The following is a 17,328-nucleotide window of genomic DNA, read 5'->3' on the forward strand; positions in this document are numbered from 1 at the left end:
GATGTACATGCCCTTACGTCTTTTGTTGATCCTCGGCTCGCTAAGCGCCTTTGGGCCGCTGGCTATCGATTTTTACCTGCCGAGCTTCCCGGCTCTGGCGCAGGCCTTCGCCACCGATGTGGAGCACGTGCAGCTGTCGTTGGCTGCGTACTTTGCAGGTCTGGCTATTGGCCAACTGGTATACGGCCCTTTGGCGGACCGCTTTGGCCGGCGCAAGCCGTTGTTGTTCGGGGTGCTGTTGTTCAGCCTGGCTTCACTGGCCTGCGCATTGGCGCCGAGTCTGGAATGGCTAATTGCTGCACGCTTTGTTCAGGCGCTGGGCGGTTGTGCCGGGATGGTGGTGTCGCGCGCGGTGGTGCGTGACCTGTGTGACCCGATCAATTCGGCCAAGGTGTTTTCCCAGTTGATGCTGGTGATGGGTGTGGCGCCGATTCTTGCGCCACTGGCCGGCGGCCTGCTGCTCAGCGCGTTTGGGTGGCCATCAATCTTTATCTGCCTGACGCTGTTCAGCCTTATGTGCCTCCTCGCGCTGGCTAAGTGGTTGCCGGAAACCCTGGCCAAGGATGTACCGCCAGCCCCTCTGCGCGGTGCGATTGGTGAGTACAAGCGGCTGTTCGCCAACCTGCCGTTTCTGGGGTATGCACTGACGGGCGGTTTTGCCGTGGCCGGGATGTTTGCCTACATCGCGGGTTCGCCGTTTGTGTTTATCGAGCTGTATGGCGTCCCCGCCGAGCACTATGGCGTGTTGTTTGGCAGTAATGCCCTGGGGTTTATTCTGGTGGCCCAATTGAACGCTTGGCTGGTCGCGCGGCATGGGCCGGCTTACTGGCTAGGCAAAACCGTTTGGTTCTACTTGGCGTGCGGCCTGGCGTTATTGTTGGTTGCGCTGGCCAAGCCGCAGGCCTTATGGCCGTTGTTGATTCCGCTGTTCGGCTGCATTGCTTGTTTAGGCATTCTGCTGCCCAACGCCTCGGCCTGTGCCATGGCCGGGCAAGGCCGGCATGCTGGCAGTGCTTCGGCGTTGCTGGGCAGCCTGCAATTTGTCATCGCCGCCAGTGCCGCCACCATGGTCGGTGTGCTGCATGACGGCAGTGCCTGGTCAGTTGCGGTGGTGATTTTTGCTTGCGGGTTATTGGCCGTGGGGTTTTCCCTGTTTACCCGCTGGGCCGAGCGCGGTACGAACCACGTGCTGGGTTAACTGGCAACGCGCTGCTGCTCTGCGGGTAAGACATGCGGTGCGTTCAGGCGGGCTTGCAGGGTGCTGACAAACTCGCGGGCTTCGGGCTCGCTGCGGAAGGTGACCGTTTGCTTACCCAGGCGCACTTGCCAGCCGCGACCTGCGGCGGTGTTTACAGGTTGGATCATGACGTTCATGGACGTATCTCCTCTGCAAGAGCACGCAGTCTAGTTGCTAGATATGAACATTCATTGACTTGAAACAAATTCGACCACGACGAACGCACCGTTGGTCTGATCAGTTTATCGTGGTCACGCTTAACTGCACCGCCAGTCCCGCCAGGCGAGTGAACTCTGTCACCAGGGCGATATCCGCCGCGCTCGGCCGTGTGGGCTGCAAATAGTAGATGCCGAAAGTGCCCAGCACCTGACCGCCATCATCCTTGAAGGGCAGTGACCAGCAGGCGTGTAAGCCTGCAGCCACTGCGACGGCCCGGTAATCGCGCCAGTAGGGGTGCTGGCTGAGGTCTTCGGCAATGACCAGTTCGCCACTCACGGCGGCGTGTCCGCATGAGCCCACTTCCAGCCCCGCCTTAATCCCTTCGATGGCCTGGCAATACGCTTTCGGCAGGCTGGGGGCTGCGCCAACATGCAGTCGCTGTTGCTCATCGAGCAGCATGATCGACACACGCATTTGTGGTTGCAGGTTTTCCAGGCGCTGGGTGATGCCCGCGAGAATACTGTGCAATGGGTGCAACCCCAGCAGCTCATCGAGTACTGCATTGCGCGCCTGTTGCAGTTGCTGAGTCTGATGGCGCTCATGTACGTCACGCAGGCTTCCGTGCAGGTCTTGCTCCAACTCACTGAAATTGAACTGCAACTCAACCCGACGAGCCGGGCCGCTGCGGGTCAGTAGCTGACATTCCAAACGTAGATTATCCAGTTTGCCGCCGAGTAACTCATGCAGCCTATGGCTGAGCGGGGGCTGACCCAACTCGGGCATAAAGTGCTGCAACGGGCTGCCAAGGCTTTCGTGAATGGCGAAGCCGCTGATTTGCTCCCAAGCGGGGTTGAGAAAAGTCAGTTGAGCGGCGGCATCAGTGATGAAAATCGCATCGCCAAGGTGCTCGACCAGCGAGCGGTAGCGGTGGTCGCTGGCTTGCAGCTCGCTGTCGGTCTTCTTATGTTCAGTGAGGTCGATGTCAACGCAGTACAGCTCGAGTTGATCAAGGCTGTTGCGCAGCATTAAGTGGCTGGAATAGACCCATACCGGGCTGCCGTCTTTGCGTTGTAACTGCACCTCTGCCGCAGGAATCGGCGGGCCGCCGAGCTGCCATCGGTTAATCGCAGTGGCCACCTTACTACGCGCTGGTGGCGGCACGATCAGCTCTTCCAAACGACGGCCCATTACCTCATGTACGGCATAGCCGTAGAGCTGGCTACTAGCTTGGTTCCAGTAAATCACGCGGCGTTCACGGTCGTAGCCTTGCACCGCAATGCGAGGCGTTTGCTCGAACAATTGGCGAAAGCGTTGCTCGCTTTCTCGCAGGGCGCTTTCGTCGCGTTTCTGCAGGCTGATGTCCTGAAGGGTGCCCAAGATTCGGCTGTGTTCGTCGACCTCCCCGCGCAGCATCAGCCACGTGGTTTGCGACTGTTGTGGTTTTAACAGCCGGGCGCTGACGAGCATCGGGCTGTGGTCATCGATCAAGGCCTGCAAGGCGCGTTTTGCGTGAGTGCGTTCGGCTGGGTGCAGGCAGTTGAGTAGTTGTTCAAGGCTGCATGTGTGGCTGTCATGGTCACGACCGAGCAGGTTCCGCGCCTCTTCACTGAGCTTGAAGTCATGGCTGTATTCCCAGCTGCCGAGTGAGGCACTGCGTTGAGTCCGTTTTAGCAGATGGCTGCTCTGGGTGAGGGCATCAAGCAGAAGACGCTGCGCGCGCCGATCACGGTAGCTGACAAAAAAGATCAGGCTCGTGCTGAGCATGACAAACAACACGCTTTTAACAATGTTCAGGCTGCCCAATAGCTCGCTGCTGCTAATAAATTTTGGCAGCAGATAATTGCTGCCGAAAATCCACAGGGAGCTGAACAATAAATAAAGGCCGGCGAGGCGTAGGGGGCCTTTCAGATCGGGTCGCATCCTTACCGCCCACTCAGTTGGATTGGTCGAACGTCTAGCCGCTAGCCATACAGGCTGCAATGCCAGCGCGGCTGCTGAAGAAAGTTTAGTTGGCAGTGCTGAGCCTGCACGCTACAGCAGCGCTATTCACATACTGTTTGGGTTCGCCCTGCTAATTAGCGGCAGGGCGAGCGCGCCGAATTTAATTCGCCGGTACAGGCTCTGGTTGCAAGGCTTTCTCAGCGCCGCTATGCAGCGGTACCCCAAGGTCGAGCAAGGCGTTCTTGGGGGACAGCTGTGCGCCCTGGATACTGCCGTACTGCAACCATTGGTTGTCCTGGGAGAACAACAGGCGCACCAAGTTCTCCACTTCGCGCACGGTCAGTTGATCATCAGTAAGCAGCATGCTGCTTACTGCCAGCGTTGCTACTGGGTCTTTCTGCTGTGGGTAGGTGCCCTGGGGAAGGTTGAAAGCGAAGCTGCCAGGGTGCTGCTGTTGTAGTCTGCTGATTGCGGCTTCCGTCAGTGGTAGCAGGCGCAGGTCAACGGTTTCGCTGGCCGCGCGGATGCTGTCGGCTGGTGCGCCAATGACCTGAATCAGCGCATCCAGTTGGTTATCACGTAAGGCACTTAGGGCCTGCTGTAGGTCAAGCTCGGCGGCCGCCGCTAGATCCTTCGGTTGCAGCCCGTGGGCAGTTAGCACTGCCAACGCGGTGAGGCGCGAGGCCGAGCCAGGCTGGCCGATATTGACTCGTTTGCCGCGCAGATCGGCGATGTCTTGCAGCTCGCTCTTGGCATTGACCAGTACATGTACCGGCTCGGGGTAAAGGTTAGCAATGACGCGTAACCTGAGGTCTGGACCATCATTCTGGAACGGGCCGATGCCGTGGACGGCAGCATAGGCGGCATCGCTTTGCGACAAGGCCGCCACCACCTCACCACGGCGTAGCATGCGCAAGTTGTCCAGGCCGCCTTCGGTGTTCAGCGCGCGCACACTTACCCCCTGTTTTTTTAGCAGTTCAGTAAGCGCTTGCGCAAAACGTGCGTATTGTCCGGCTGGCGGCCCACCTGCCAGCGGATAACCGCTCTCCAAGCGGGAAAGGCGGCTGCGGATATTACTCAGGGCGCGCTCCAGTTCGTCGTCAATGGCTTTGCGCTCCTGTGGGCTGGTGCCGCCAGGGCCAAGATTCAACGCGGTGCTGATCGCGTTAACCAGCGTTTCCCGTTTGCTGTTACCGCCTTCCCCCGACTGAGCTGCGCGGGGTGCGGTAAAGCCTTGGGGCACGACTGCCTGCCAGCTGCCTTGCTGTTCGCGGTAGATCAGGCTGCCATGCACTTTGAGCAGATCACCCGCGCGATTGCCGCCGCTCTGGATCCCGGATAAGCCGCGTGGTCCAGCACCCAAGGCCGTGACCAGGCTGGCCACACCGGGTGAGTCCCAAGCACCGAAGTCTTGATCCTGTTCAACCTTGAGCGTGGCATCGAAGTAGACCACTAAGCGTTTTTCCCCGTCCGGCGCGTTGGCGTCATTGGCCGACCCGCGGCGCTGCAGTTGGTCAAGGCTTAGCAGGCTCGCTGGAAAGACCTGCTGCAGGCGTTGTTGCAGATCACTCTGCAAGGTTTCTGGCGTCGGCCCGCGTGAGCAGGCCGCGAGTAATGTGGCGCAGAGCAGCAAAATAAGCAGGCGCATGCTCAACCTCCAACCCAGGGCAGTGACAGGTAGCCGGTAAGAACCAGGGCGTTGAGCAAGTCGATGAGAAACGCACCGACCAGAGGCACCACCAAAAATGCCTGGGGAGCGGGGCCGTATTTCTGGGTAATCGCTTGCATGTTGGCAATAGCGGTGGCGGTGGCGCCCATCGCGAAGCCGCAGAAGGCGGCGGACATCACCGCACTTTCATAGTCACGCCCCACCGCGCGATAGACCAGCAGGCCGCCATAGATCAACACGACTAGCAGTTGCCCCAGCAGGATCAGTAGCAGTGGCCCGGCCAGGCTGGCAACACTGGCCAAGTTCAGCGCCATCATGGTGATTGCCAGAAACAGCGCCAGGGTCAGGCTGGAGAGCATATCGATGGCCGCATCGTTAAAGCGTAAACCGATCAGGTGGCCGCCATTACGGATCGCTACGCCCAGCAGCAGGCACCAAAGAAAGCTCGGCAGGGTAACTGGCCCGCCGCTGACCAGATTGGCCAGCCAGCTGCCGGCGAGTACCGCAATCAACACCGCCGCCAGTACGGGAATCAGGTTGCCTGCTTTAATGGGCGCAGCCTCGGTGGCGTCGCTGCTTATGTAGGTGGCGGCCGCTTGGCCATCGCTGCCCGCCAGTTGGTGACGCTTGATTAGCCACTGCGCCAGTGGCCCGCCGCAGATGCCGCCCAATACCAGGCCGAGGGTGGCTCCGGTCATCGCCAGTTCCATGATTGACTGGATGTTGTTTACCTCGGCGAAGCGTTCGGCATACGCCGCGCCCGTGCCGTGGCCGCCGACCAAGGTGATGCTGCCGCCGATCAACCCCATTAGCGGATGCATATCCAGCCCCCAGGCGATTAATAGCCCTGTGAGGTTTTGTAGAAGCAGGAAGGGGATCAGTACGAGTACGAACATCAGCAGGCGTTTGCCGCCTTGCTTGAGCAGGCTGAGATTGGCCGACAGGCCCACGGCAGCGAAAAACGCCAACAGCAACACCGGCTTGAGCGTGGAATCGAACTCGAGGCTGAAGCTACTGAGTTCGCCGCTGATCAGCATGCCGACGGCAAACAGCAGGCCGCCGGTGATGGGGTCGGGAATGTTGTAGTGCGACAACAGTGGTATTTGGCGGTTAACCCAGCGTCCGAGCAGCAGCACCAGGGTGGCGACTAGCAGGGTTTCCAGGGGGAGTAAGGTCACTGCGGAACTCCTTGCGATGGACGTCCGCAGTTGAAGCCGCCGTATCGTCGCGGCAGCGGGATTATGCGTGCGGTTAGTAGAGTTCTAGCTAAGGAATGCTGTGCTGTCGAATCGCCTGGCGGCGCTGTGCAACCTATGGGCCAAGGGCCGCGCTAGAGGCGCGGCGTTGGCTCGATTTGGCGCGTGGCCTAGAAGCCTTCGAGAACGATCTTGCCGCGTGCCGTGCCGCTTTCCAGCAGCGCATGGGCGCGGCGCAGATTGGCCGCGTTGATGCTGCCGAAGTGTTCGCCGAGCGTGGTTTTCAGGGTGCCGGCATCGACCAGTTCTGCAACCCGTTGCAGCAGGCGATGCTGCTCGATCATGTCGGCGGTCTCGAACAGCGAGCGGGTAAACATCAGCTCCCAGTGCAGCGACAGGCTTTTGCGCTTGAGTTGCATGATGTCCAGCGGCTGCTCCGGATCGTCAATCAGCGCCAGACGGCCTTGCGGCGCGAGGGCTTCGACCAGTTGCGCATAGTGCTGATCGGTCTGGTTCAGGCTGGCCACATGGGTGACCTGATTGATACCGATGCGTTTCAGCTCTTCACTCAACGGTTGGCGATGGTCGATCACATGGTGGGCGCCCAGCTGGCGAACCCAGGCTTGGGTCTCGGGGCGGGATGCGGTGCCGATCACCGTCAGGCCAGTGAGTTGACGTGCCAGCTGCACCAGGATGGAACCCACGCCGCCGGCTGCACCGACGATCAGCAGGCTCTGGCCCAGGTCTGCGCTGCCTTGGCTGACTTGCAGTCGCTCAAACAACAACTCCCAGGCGGTGATTGCGGTCAGCGGCAGGGCGGCAGCTTCGGCAAACGCCAGCTTTGCTGGCATACGCCCGACGATGCGCTCATCCACCACATGTAGCTCGCTGTTGGCCCCGGCGCGGTTGATCGCCCCGGCGTAATACACCCGGTCACCAGGCTGGAACAGGCTGACATCGCTGCCCACGGCCTTGACGATACCGCTGGCGTCCCAGCCCAGTACCTTGGCTGCGCCGTCTTCAGGGGCGACATTGCGACGGATCTTGGTGTCTACCGGGTTGACCGAAATGGCCTTGACCTCGACCAGCAGGTCGCGCGGGCCGGGCGTCGGCGCAGGCAGTTCGACATCCAGCAGGGCGTCGACGTGGTCGATGGGCAGAGACTGGTAATAGGCGACAGCTTTCATAGAGTGCTCCTTAGAGAATGCGTTGCATCAGTTGATGATCGACCTGTTCCAGCAGGCTGCCGCAGGTTTCGCCGAAGTGCAGAAAGTGTGTGGTCTGCTGGTGCGCGCGGAGTGCGGCGGCGTCCTGCCACTGCTCAACCATGATGAAGCGGTTGGGCAGCTCCTGATGGCGGTGCAGGTTGTATTGCAGGCAACCGGCTTCGGCTTGGCTGGGCGGCACCAATTGGCGCAAGCCTGCTTCAACAGCCTCGGCCTGGCCGGGGAGGGCAGTGATGGTGGCAATCAGGGTCAGTGGCGTGGTCATGGTGGACTCCGGTTAAGTGCTGGCAATGCTCGGTTATTTGATTGACGAGAAAAACAGTCTGCTACTAGAGTCTCTTTCAATATTTTTTTGATAATGAGCTGCCATGCTGCGTTTTGATGATCTGCAGTTGTTTGTCACCACCGCTGACCTGGGCAACCTCTCGGCGGCCGCGCGGCGCCTGGATATTTCCCCGGCGGTGGCCAGTGCCGCGCTCAAACGTCTGGAGCAGCAACTGGAGGCGCGCCTGTTCAGCCGCTCCACCCGCAGCCTGCGGCTGACACCCGAGGGTGAGTTGTTTCTCGGCCATGCACGGTTGGCCTTGCAGAGCCTGGATGACGGCCGTCAGCAGTTGGCTGGCAGCAAGGTCGGCATCAGTGGGCCGTTGCAGCTGTCTGCGCCATCAGACTTCGGCCGCAATACGCTGTTGCCCTGGCTGGATGAGTTTCAGCTGGCGCATCCTCAGGTGCTACTTCGCCTGCTGCTGGGGGATCGTGTGGCGGATCTGTTTCGCGAGCCGGTGGACATTGCCCTGCGCTACGGCGCCCCAGAGGATTCCAGCCTGGTCGCCTTACCCGTTGCCGCCGCGAACCGCCGTGTACTCTGTGCAGCACCGCAGTATCTGCAGCGGCATGGCGCGCCGCAATCGGTGGATGAACTGGCCGGGCACAACTGCCTGCTCTATATGCTCGGCGGGCGGCTACATGACCGCTGGCGCTTCAGTGATGGCAAGCGCGAGCAAGGCATTAGCGTAAGAGGCGACCGAGTCAGTGATGATGCCGATGTAGTGCGGCGTTGGGCGGTCAGTGGTGCCGGGCTGGTGTACAAATCCTGGCTGGATGTGGCCGGCGACGTGCGTGCCGGCCGGCTCCAGGTACTGCTGCCCGAACTGCGCGGCGAGCCGACACCGCTCAACCTGATCTGCGCGCACCGTGCGCAACTGAGCAAGCCGGTGCTCTTGCTGCGTGAGTTCGTGCAAGCGCGCTGCGCCGAGTTGTTGGCAGATGCGCCGTGGCCGAACTAAGATTGCCGCCAGTGCACTGCGGCAATCCATCGCAGTGCGGCTGTGTCACATGCGCCCCAGAGCAATGCTAGAGTCGCGCCCCATGAACATGACCCGTACTGACCGTCGCCTGCTGGCCTGGATGCTGTATTTCAGCGTTCTGTTCAGTGCGTTCGCCTGCAGTATTGGTCACGGGCAGATGGCCGGCCTGCAGCTCAGCGGATTGAGCAGCCAGTACTGCTCCTTTGAGGGCAACTTCGGTGCCGGTGCCGATCTGCAAGGCTCCGGTGTGGTGGCGCCCAATTCTGCCACCGGCTCCGGCTGCTCCCTGAGTTCCACCTTCAGTGCGATCATCCTGGCGGCGTTCTTCGGTTTGCTAGGTTTGCTGGCACCCAGCCGCGCACCCCTGCTGACGTTCTTCTTTACCCCGCGACCTGTTCGCTATCTTTGGCCTTCGGCCAACCCCCGCGCTTCTCCGTCAACTCTGTAGCGACCGGGCATCACGTCCCGGCTGTCGTCGTTGTGCTGCATGTTGTCTCGTGCAGCCACGCTACTGATGAGCTATCGGAGTTGATCCATGAGCCAACGTGCTCCCCGCGTTGATAACCGCTCTGGTGCTGGCACTTGTATGCCGAGCTGGCGGTTGTCGCGTTGCTGATCGTGCTCTTAGCTGATCACCAGCATCACCTGTTACTGGGTAATGGCAGCAGCATCGTCGCAGCACAGACCTGACGTCCCTGCGCTTAGATTTACCCTGCCAGCACCTATGCACCGCCCGTTCATAAATGGAGACACATCATGCGAGTGAAAAAGACCTTACTGATTGCTGCCCTGCTCAGCCCGAGCCTGTTTGCCAGTGCCCACGAATACACGGTCGGTGAGTTGCACATCGCCCACCCCTGGTCGCGGGAAATGCCGCCTGTAGCCCCTACGGCGGCAGCTTATTTTGTGGTGCACAACAAGGGCGCCGAGGCGGATCGTCTGCTCAGTGTTAGCACCCCGCACGCGGGTAAGGCTGAGTTACATGAGCACGTGCATGCCGACGGTGTGATGAAAATGCAGCAGGTGCAAAACGTAACCATCCCCGCCGGTGGCGAAGTGAAGTTCGAACCCATGGGCTACCACGTGATGATGTTCAACCTGCAGCAGCAGGCCAAGGACGGCGAGCGTTTCCCGCTGACCCTGACCTTCGAGAAGGCCGGCCAGTTAGACGTAGACGTGGCGGTGCACAAGGATGCTCCAGCCAGTGAGCAGGCCCCCGCTGAAGGGCACGCGCATTAAACGCCGCCACTTGCTGAGCGGCACGGCTGTGTGCATGCCACGGCGTTCCCAGTGCAGCGTTGCAGCCGTGCAGCAGGGCGGTTGTGTGCCGGCCTTGAGTGGTCGTGATGCCCGGTAGTCGCGCCCACTCAGGCCAATACCGCGCCGCGTGCCTGGCCTTGTTCGCCATGCTGTTGCTGAGTGTCGGGCCGTTGTGGTCACAGCTCAGTCAGCCTGCCGAACCAGCTTGGCTGACTGAGCTGGCCTGTGGCGAGCACAGCGGCAGCGCTGAGCACTCGCTGAGTCATGAGGCCGCGTGGGCCAAGTGCGGCTATTGCACCTTGCTGCTGCACAGTCCAGCCACCGGTTGCGTCAGTCCATCGCTGGCGTTGGTCGGAATCACCCCAGAGGCCTCATCTATTGCGCCGGTACGCAGCGGGATTGCCGGCTCGGCCATCTTCCCGGGCTCGCGCAGCCGCGCCCCGCCTATTAATTCCTGATCGTCATTGCCCTTGTTATGTCTGTCATCGCTGTTGAGCGGCGGTGAGCAAACCCTGGTTTTGTCTCGATTTTGGAATAAACATGTCGACTCGTTCGCTGTTGATCACTGCTGCACCGTTTCGTTTGGCGCCGCTGTGTGCCGGTTTACTGCTGGCCGCCCAGGCGCATGCCGCGCAAACCACCGAGCCATCATTGCTGCACTTGCCGCCGTTGGTGGTCACCGGTGTGGCCCAGCAGTCGCCGGTCACCGTGGTTACCGACCCCAAGCAACCGCGTCAGCCGGTGCCCGCTGCCGATGGTGCGGATTACCTGAAAACCATCCCCGGCTTCAACGCCATCCGCAGTGGCGGCGCCAATGGCGACCCGTTGTTTCGCGGCATGTTCGGCTCGCGCTTGAACATCCTCAGTGATGGCGGCGTGCTACTCGGTGCCTGTCCCAATCGCATGGATGCGCCAACCTCCTACCTGTCGCCGGAGAACTTCGACCGTCTGACGGTGATCAAGGGCCCACAATCGGTGCTCTGGGGCCCGGGTGCCTCGGCGGCGACGATTCTCTTTGAGCGTGACACGCCGCGCTTTGAAACCCTCGGCGGACGTGTGGATGGCAGCGTATTAGCTGGCTCCAATGGCCGTTTTGATCGTCGTCTGGATGCCACGGCGGGCGGCAGTCAGGGCTATGTCCGCGTGCTCGGCAACAGCGCCCAGGCCGATGATTATGAGGACGGTAATGGCGACACCGTGCCCTCGCGTTGGCAGAAATGGAACAGTGACGTGCTACTCGGCTGGACGCCAAATGACGACACCTTGATCGAACTCAGTGCCGGTCGTGGCGATGGTGAGGCGCGTTATGCCGGGCGTGGCATGGATGGCAGCCAGTTCTTGCGTGAGAGTCTCGGCCTGCGTGTGCGCCTGGAGAATCTCGGCGAGGTGTTCCAAGGCCTGGAAGGGCAGGTGTATTACAACTACGCCGACCACGTGATGGACAACTTCAGCCTGCGCAGCCCCAACCCGCAAGATGCCATGGCGATGATGCGCAACCCCATGGCCAGTAATGTTGACCGCCGCACCTTGGGCGGTCGCTTGGTGGGCACCTGGAACTGGCACACCGTCGAACTCAAGGCCGGCGTCGATGCTCAGCGCAACGAGCATCGCAAACGCGCCTCCAGCTTCAACATGATGACCCAGACGTACACCGACTACGACCAATTCAACTGGGATAAAGATGCCGAGTTCCACAACTACGGCTTGTTCGGTGAATTGACCTGGCAGGTCAGCGAGCGCGAGCGCTGGGTGACCGGCGCACGCCTGGACCGCGCCTCGGTCAAGGATTACCGGCAAACGCTCGGCAGCGGCATGACCTTGCGTGCTAACCCCACGGCCGATGAAACCCGCAGTGACACGCTGCCCAGTGGCTTTGTGCGTTACGAGCAGGACCTGCAACGCCTGCCGGCTACCTGGTATGCCGGCCTCGGTCACACCCAGCGCTTCCCCGACTACTGGGAGTTGTTCTCCGCCAGCCCCGGCCCCATTGGTTTTGTGCCACCGATGGAAAGCCTGGAGCCGGAGAAAACCACCCAGCTGGATATCGGCATCAACTACCGCGGTGCCAAACTCGAAGCCTGGGCGTCCGCCTACGCCGGTCAGGTGCGTGATTACATTCTGTTCAGCTACGGCCCAGGGATGATGCCGGGGCATGTGCGTTCGCAAGCCAGCAACATCGACGCGCGGATCATGGGTGGCGAGTTGGGCATGAGTTATCGCCTGAACAGCAACTGGAAAACCGATGCTAGCCTGGCCTATGCCTGGGGCAAGAACAGCTCCGATGATCGCCCGCTGGGGCAAACGCCGCCGCTGGAAGCACGTTTTGGTTTGGCTTATGAGCGCAGCGACTGGAGCGCAGGGGCGCTATGGCGTGTGGTCGCGGCGCAGAACCGGGTGGATGAGGGCAAGGGCAACGTGGTCGGCAAAGATTTCGATAAAAGCAGTGGTTTTGCCGTGTTTTCGCTCAATGCCGCTTACCGCCTGACGCCCGAGGCCAAGCTCAGCGCCGGCGTGGATAACCTGTTCGACAAGGCCTACAGCGAGCACCTGAACCTAGCCGGTAATGCCGGGTTCGGTTTTTCTGCGGACGACCCGCAAGCCTTCAACGAACCAGGCCGCACGCTGTGGACCAAGGTGGACTTCAGTTTCTGATCTTGATGTGCGCGCCGCCTGGCAACAGGCGGCGCCGCTCGTTGTGCGAACCGCACGGCCGTTCTGTCTTTTACAGCCCGGCCCGTGCGGTTTTTTCTGCGCCAGGGAAAAGATTTGCAGGGCTTAAGCAGGTTTTAAGCTTCGCCGAGCAGTGTATGCACGCAGACCTTAATCCACTCTCTCGAAAGGAACATCTCATGCGCAAATTACTCCTGCTGTCCCTGGTGCTTGCTAGCCCGCTGACCTTCGCTGCGACCCAGTGCACCACCGCTGATAAAGCGCAGTGGCAGGATCAGGACGCGTTCCAGGCAGACCTCAAAGGCCAGGGTTACGAGATCAAGAAATTCAAAGTGACCAGCGGCAATTGCTACGAAATCTACGGCTTTAACAAAGACGGCGAAAAGGTCGAAATCTACTTTGATCCGGTCACCGGCAAGGTCATCAAAGGTGGCGTTGAAGGCTGATGAACACACCGCCCCTACGCCTGTGGGATCCCGTGGTCAGGCTGTTTCATTGGTCCTTGGCGGGCGCTTTTCTGGCGAATTACTTCTTCACCGAAGAGGGCGAAAACTGGCACCGCTGGTTGGGTTATTACGCGGTAGCCTGGCTGGCGATTCGTTTGCTGTGGGGGTTTGTGGGCTCGCCGGCGGCGCGTTGGGCAGACTTTTGGCCGACCCGTGCACGGCTGGCTGAGCACATACGGGCACTCGTGAGTGGCCGTGATTACCACCGCATGGGGCATTCCCCGCTGGGCGGCTTGGTGATGATCGGCATGATGCTGTTGATGCTCGGCCTGGGCGTGACCGGCTTTCTGATGGAGGAGGTCGATTACTTCTGGGGTGCCGATCTACCGCTGCAAATTCATGAATTCTGTGCCAATGCGCTGATGGCCCTGGTGGGCCTGCACATCGCGGCGGCGCTGTTTGAAAGCTATCGACTGCAGGAAAACCTGCCGCTGTCGATGGTCACCGGCAAGCGGCGCAAGCTGGAAGAATACTGAGTTTTTATCTGTCGCGGCTAAAGCCCCTCCTACAGTTCATATGCTCTGTGGGAGGGGCTTTAGCCGCGATGATGTTGCTTAAACCAATCTTGCATCCAGGCTGTTCTGCGCCAGGCGCTTGGCCTGCTCCTGGGTCATGCCCAGGCTGTCGTGCAGGGCGGCAAAGTTCTCGGTGACATAGCCGCCGAAGTAGGCCGGGTCGTCCGAGTTCACTGTAACCTTCACCCCGCGCTCAAGCATTTGCAGGATGTTGTGCTTGCGCATGTCGTCGAACACGCAGAGCTTGGTATTGGACAGCGGGCAGACGGTCAGTGGGATCTGCTCATCAATGATGCGCTGCATCAGCCGCTCGTCTTCGATGGCGCGTACGCCGTGGTCGATGCGCTGAATTTTCAGCAGGTCCAGAGCCTCCCAGATGTACTCGGGCGGGCCTTCTTCGCCGGCGTGGGCCACGGTCAGGCACCCCTCGCTGCGCGCTTTGTCGAACACCCGCTGGAACTTACTCGGCGGATGGCCCATTTCCGAGCTGTCCAGGCCGACGGCGATAAAGGCATCGCGGAACGGCATGGCTTGTTCCAGGGTTTTGAAGGCTTCTTCTTCGGGCAGGTGACGCAGAAAGCTCAGGATCAAACCATGGCTGATGCCCAGTTGCTTCTCGCCATCCACCAGCGCCTGCTTGATCCCGCGCAGCACCACCTCGAAGGGAATACCCCGGTCGGTGTGGGTCTGCGGGTCGAAGAACGGCTCGGTGTGGATGACGTTTTGTTCCTTGCACTTGAGCAGGTAAGCCCAGGTCAGGTCGTAGAAGTCCTGCTCGTGACGCAATACGTTGGCGCCCGCGTAGTAAAGGTCGAGAAACTCCTGCAGGTTGTTGAAGGCGTACGCACTGCGCAGCGCTTCGACGTCATTCCACGGCAGGGCGATCTTGTTGCGCTCGGCCAGGGCAAACAGCAACTCGGGCTCCAGCGAGCCTTCGATGTGCAGGTGCAATTCGGCCTTGGGCAGGGCATTGAGCCAGTCGTACATGGTCGGATCTCGTTATCAGGCGTGGTTGCCGCCTAGTTTAACCGGTGGGACAGGATTTCGCCGAATCGGCCAGGCTGTGCGCTATTTGTGGGAGGGGCTTTAGCCGCGACGGCTCTGGCAATGTCGCGGCTAAAGCCCCTCCCACGGTAAGTCGTTGCTATCAACCCTGCTGTTCTTCCCGTCGATACGCATAGGTATCAGCAAAGCGCGACAGCAGGTATTCGGCGCTGGTCACGCTTGGGTACTTGGGCGGATTGGCGGCGTCTGAGCAGTTGGGCAGGCAGCTGATCTCGGTGTCCGGGTGCGGTTCGGCGAAGAACGGCATGGAGTAGCGATCCACCCCCAATGGGCTGACCACCCGGTGCGGCGTTGAGGTGTAACGGTCGTTGCTCCAGCGCGCGAGCATGTCGCCGATGTTGACCACAAAACTGCCGGCAATCGGCGGTGCGTCGATCCATTCGCCGTCGCGGGCACGCACTTGCAGGCCGCCTGCGTCGTCTTGGTAAAGCAGAGTGATGCAGCCGTAATCGGTGTGCGCGCCAGCGCCTTGTTGCTCGGCGCTACTGGCGGTCTGACGCGGCGGGTAGTGGATCATGCGCAGCACGCTGATCGGCTCATGAAAACGCGTATCGAAAAAGTCGCGGTCGATATCCAGGGCAATGGTCATTGCGCGCAGCAGGGTTTGCGCCAGTGCCTGCATATCGACGTAGTGCTGCTCCATCAGTGTGGCCCAGCCAGGTAGATCGGGATGGCGATTGGCGCCGCGCAGCGGTTTGCCAGCCAGCACTTCTGGGTGGTTGAGGTCCATATGGAAGCCCATGTCGAAGGTTTCCTTGAGGTCGCTCGGTTTGCTCGGGTCCAACTGCTCGGTGGCAATCGCGCCGTAACCACGGTGGTGGGCGGTCTGGGTGATGTCGATCTTGAGTTTTTCCTCGGCCGGCAGGGCGAAGAAGGTCTTGGCGGCGCTCAGCAGGTCGGCGATGCGCGCCGGGCTGATCGGGTGGCCGGTGATATAGAAAAAGCCCCACTCGCGGCAAGCGCGGTCAATCTGCTGGGCCACGTCCGGCCAGGAGGTTTGGTCGTCACTGTAGAGCGGGGCGATATCGATAATCGGTAGGGTGTGCATAGAGGCTCCGGGTGGGGCGGTGCTGCGAGTCTTCTCGTACCCAGGGCAGCGAAAAAGGACGCCTCGGTTATGGGGCGCCCTTGTGATGCGGTTCTGCTGTCGGCCAGCAGGGACGGCATCGGTGATGTTCCGTAGGAGGGGCTACAGCCGCGATTCTTTCAAACATTAAGAACAGTCGCGGCTAAAGCCCCTCCCACAGCCGAGGTTTACTTCGGCAGTTCAGCCTTTACGTTTTCCACGTAATAGTTCATCGAGGCCAGTTCGGCGTTGGTCGCCGCGACGCCGGCCGGGATTTTTTCTACGCCGCTCTGGTCCTTGATCGGGCCGGTGAACGGATGGAAAGCGCCGCTCTTGATGTCGGCGATGATCTGCTCGGCTTCGGCTTTGACATCGGCCGGCACCAGGTCGCTGATGGGCAGGCGGATGGTGTCTTCAGCCAGACCGCCCCAGAAATCCTGAGACTTCCAGGTGCCGTCGATCACCGCCTGGGTGGATTTGACGTAGTGCGGGCCCCAGTCGTTGACGATCGAGGTGAGCACGGCCTTAGGCCCGAAGTGCGCCATGTCCGAGGCATAGCCCACGGAGTAAACGCCACGACGTTCAGCGGTCTGGATCGGAGCCGGGCTGTCGGTGTGCTGGAATACTACGTCGACGCCTTGGTCGATCAGCGCGTTGGCGGCGTCGGATTCCTTGCCCGGATCGAACCAGGAGTTGACCCAAACCACTTTGATTTCGCTGCCGGGGTTGTACTTGTCCAGCGCCAGTTGGATGGCGTTGATATCGCGGATGACTTCCGGGATCGGGAAGGAGGCGACGTAGCCGATCTTCTTGGTCTTGGTCATTTTCGCCGCGAGGAAACCGCCGACATAACGGCCTTCATAGGAGCGCGACAGGTAGGTGCCGAGGTTCTTGTCCTGCTTGTAGCCTGTGGCGTGCTCGAAGGTGACCTTGGGGAATTGCTTGGCCACTTTCAGCGTCGGGTTCATATAGCCGAAGGAGGTGGTGAAGATCAGGTCATAGCCGCCCTTGGCCATGTTGCGGATCACCCGCTCGGCGTCGGCACCTTCCGGCACGTTTTCCACATAGCTGGTCTCAACCTTGTCGCCCAGCTCCTTGATCACCGCTTGGCGACCCTGCTCATGCTGGTAGGTCCAGCCATGGTCGCCAATCGGGCCAATGTAGACAAAGCCGACCTTCAACGGATCGGCGGCAACAGCACTGAGGGTGGCGCTAAAGCCAAGGGCGGCAACAAGGGCGCGCAGCAGGGGTTTTTTACTCTTCTCGAACATGGCTGATGGAACTCCGATGTGTGTGGGTACGTTGTTGTTAAGCAGCTATGAGTTGAATTGCAAAAAGCTGACCAACTGGACAATTAGCGCGTAATGCCGCGCTATTACGCAGAACCCCGCCGGAGCGGGGTTCTGAGGTGGTGCTGTGCTGGTGCGTAAGGTGCAGGTCGTGCTGCCTGCTGGTGCGGTGTTGCTTTGAGGGCGTCGCGGCTAAAGCCCCTCCCACAGGTATGTGTGATC

At 60.6% G+C, this 17,328-nt stretch carries 17 protein-coding genes; 8 read left to right on the top strand and 9 right to left on the bottom strand.

Annotation, left to right across the window (positions count from 1 at the left end):
* Positions 1–7 precede the first annotated feature (7 nt).
* Positions 8–1,198, top strand: a complete 1,191-nt coding sequence (locus SOP97_RS18920) for a multidrug effflux MFS transporter (RefSeq protein ID WP_274086342.1) — start codon at positions 8–10, stop codon at positions 1,196–1,198.
* On the opposite strand, the gene SOP97_RS18925 is transcribed toward SOP97_RS18920, so the two are convergent.
* From SOP97_RS18925 to SOP97_RS18950, 6 genes are all read right to left on the bottom strand, one after another.
* Positions 1,195–1,374 carry a hypothetical protein gene (locus SOP97_RS18925; protein ID WP_322950465.1) on the bottom strand — a complete coding sequence of 60 codons (180 nt, stop codon included), beginning with the start codon at positions 1,372–1,374 and terminating at the stop codon, positions 1,195–1,197. The genes SOP97_RS18920 and SOP97_RS18925 overlap by 4 nt on opposite strands.
* Before the next feature lie 100 nt (positions 1,375–1,474).
* Positions 1,475–3,316 carry a PAS domain S-box protein gene (locus SOP97_RS18930; protein ID WP_322950466.1) on the bottom strand — a complete coding sequence of 614 codons (1,842 nt, stop codon included), beginning with the start codon at positions 3,314–3,316 and terminating at the stop codon, positions 1,475–1,477.
* A 181-nt stretch (positions 3,317–3,497) separates the two neighbouring features.
* Positions 3,498–4,985, bottom strand: a complete 1,488-nt coding sequence (locus tag SOP97_RS18935; protein WP_322950467.1) for a TAXI family TRAP transporter solute-binding subunit — start codon at positions 4,983–4,985, stop codon at positions 3,498–3,500.
* Positions 4,986–4,987: 2 nt separating this feature from the next.
* Positions 4,988–6,184, bottom strand: a complete 1,197-nt coding sequence (gene gltS / locus SOP97_RS18940; RefSeq protein ID WP_322950468.1) for a sodium/glutamate symporter — start codon at positions 6,182–6,184, stop codon at positions 4,988–4,990.
* A gap of 188 nt (positions 6,185–6,372) precedes the next feature.
* Positions 6,373–7,389: a zinc-binding alcohol dehydrogenase family protein gene (locus SOP97_RS18945; RefSeq protein ID WP_322950469.1), complete on the bottom strand. Its 1,017-nt coding sequence runs from the start codon at positions 7,387–7,389 to the stop codon at positions 6,373–6,375.
* A gap of 10 nt (positions 7,390–7,399) precedes the next feature.
* Positions 7,400–7,693, bottom strand: coding sequence for a putative quinol monooxygenase (locus tag SOP97_RS18950; protein ID WP_322950470.1), 294 nt, complete (start codon positions 7,691–7,693; stop codon positions 7,400–7,402).
* A 103-nt stretch (positions 7,694–7,796) separates the two neighbouring features.
* Here SOP97_RS18950 and SOP97_RS18955 point away from each other — a divergent pair, with 103 nt between their 5' ends.
* The 7 genes from SOP97_RS18955 to SOP97_RS18985 all read left to right on the top strand — a co-directional run bounded on the left by SOP97_RS18955 (position 7,797) and on the right by SOP97_RS18985 (position 13,647).
* Positions 7,797–8,714 (top strand): LysR family transcriptional regulator, encoded by a 918-nt coding sequence (locus SOP97_RS18955; RefSeq protein WP_322950471.1) that lies wholly within the window; start codon positions 7,797–7,799, stop codon positions 8,712–8,714.
* Between the two features lie 82 nt (positions 8,715–8,796).
* Entirely contained in the window at positions 8,797–9,183 is a 387-nt protein-coding gene (locus SOP97_RS18960) for a DUF2946 domain-containing protein (RefSeq protein WP_322950472.1), read from the top strand.
* 308 nt (positions 9,184–9,491) lie between these two features.
* Positions 9,492–9,974, top strand: coding sequence for a copper chaperone PCu(A)C (locus SOP97_RS18965; RefSeq protein ID WP_322950473.1), 483 nt, complete (start codon positions 9,492–9,494; stop codon positions 9,972–9,974).
* A 107-nt stretch (positions 9,975–10,081) separates the two neighbouring features.
* On the top strand, positions 10,082–10,453 hold the full coding sequence (locus tag SOP97_RS18970) for a DUF2946 domain-containing protein (RefSeq protein WP_322950474.1): 372 nt from the start codon (positions 10,082–10,084) through the stop codon (positions 10,451–10,453).
* 82 nt (positions 10,454–10,535) lie between these two features.
* Positions 10,536–12,647 (top strand): TonB-dependent copper receptor, encoded by a 2,112-nt coding sequence (locus tag SOP97_RS18975; protein ID WP_322950475.1) that lies wholly within the window; start codon positions 10,536–10,538, stop codon positions 12,645–12,647.
* A 197-nt stretch (positions 12,648–12,844) separates the two neighbouring features.
* Complete coding sequence (locus SOP97_RS18980; protein ID WP_274086329.1) at positions 12,845–13,111, top strand: PepSY domain-containing protein; 267 nt, start codon at positions 12,845–12,847, stop codon at positions 13,109–13,111.
* Positions 13,111–13,647: a cytochrome b/b6 domain-containing protein gene (locus SOP97_RS18985; RefSeq protein ID WP_322950476.1), complete on the top strand. Its 537-nt coding sequence runs from the start codon at positions 13,111–13,113 to the stop codon at positions 13,645–13,647. The genes SOP97_RS18980 and SOP97_RS18985 overlap by 1 nt, the downstream gene beginning before the upstream one ends.
* 78 nt (positions 13,648–13,725) lie before the next feature.
* On the opposite strand, the gene SOP97_RS18990 is transcribed toward SOP97_RS18985, so the two are convergent.
* From SOP97_RS18990 to SOP97_RS19000, 3 genes are all read right to left on the bottom strand, one after another.
* Positions 13,726–14,673, bottom strand: coding sequence for an adenosine deaminase (locus SOP97_RS18990; protein ID WP_322950477.1), 948 nt, complete (start codon positions 14,671–14,673; stop codon positions 13,726–13,728).
* A gap of 160 nt (positions 14,674–14,833) precedes the next feature.
* Positions 14,834–15,799, bottom strand: a complete 966-nt coding sequence (locus SOP97_RS18995) for a 2-oxoglutarate and iron-dependent oxygenase domain-containing protein (RefSeq protein WP_322950478.1) — start codon at positions 15,797–15,799, stop codon at positions 14,834–14,836.
* A gap of 206 nt (positions 15,800–16,005) precedes the next feature.
* On the bottom strand, positions 16,006–17,088 hold the full coding sequence (locus SOP97_RS19000; RefSeq protein WP_322950479.1) for a BMP family ABC transporter substrate-binding protein: 1,083 nt from the start codon (positions 17,086–17,088) through the stop codon (positions 16,006–16,008).
* Between the last annotated feature and the right edge of the window lie 240 nt (positions 17,089–17,328).

This window comes from Pseudomonas spirodelae, assembly GCF_034653255.1.
GTDB lineage: Bacteria > Pseudomonadota > Gammaproteobacteria > Pseudomonadales > Pseudomonadaceae > Aquipseudomonas > Aquipseudomonas spirodelae.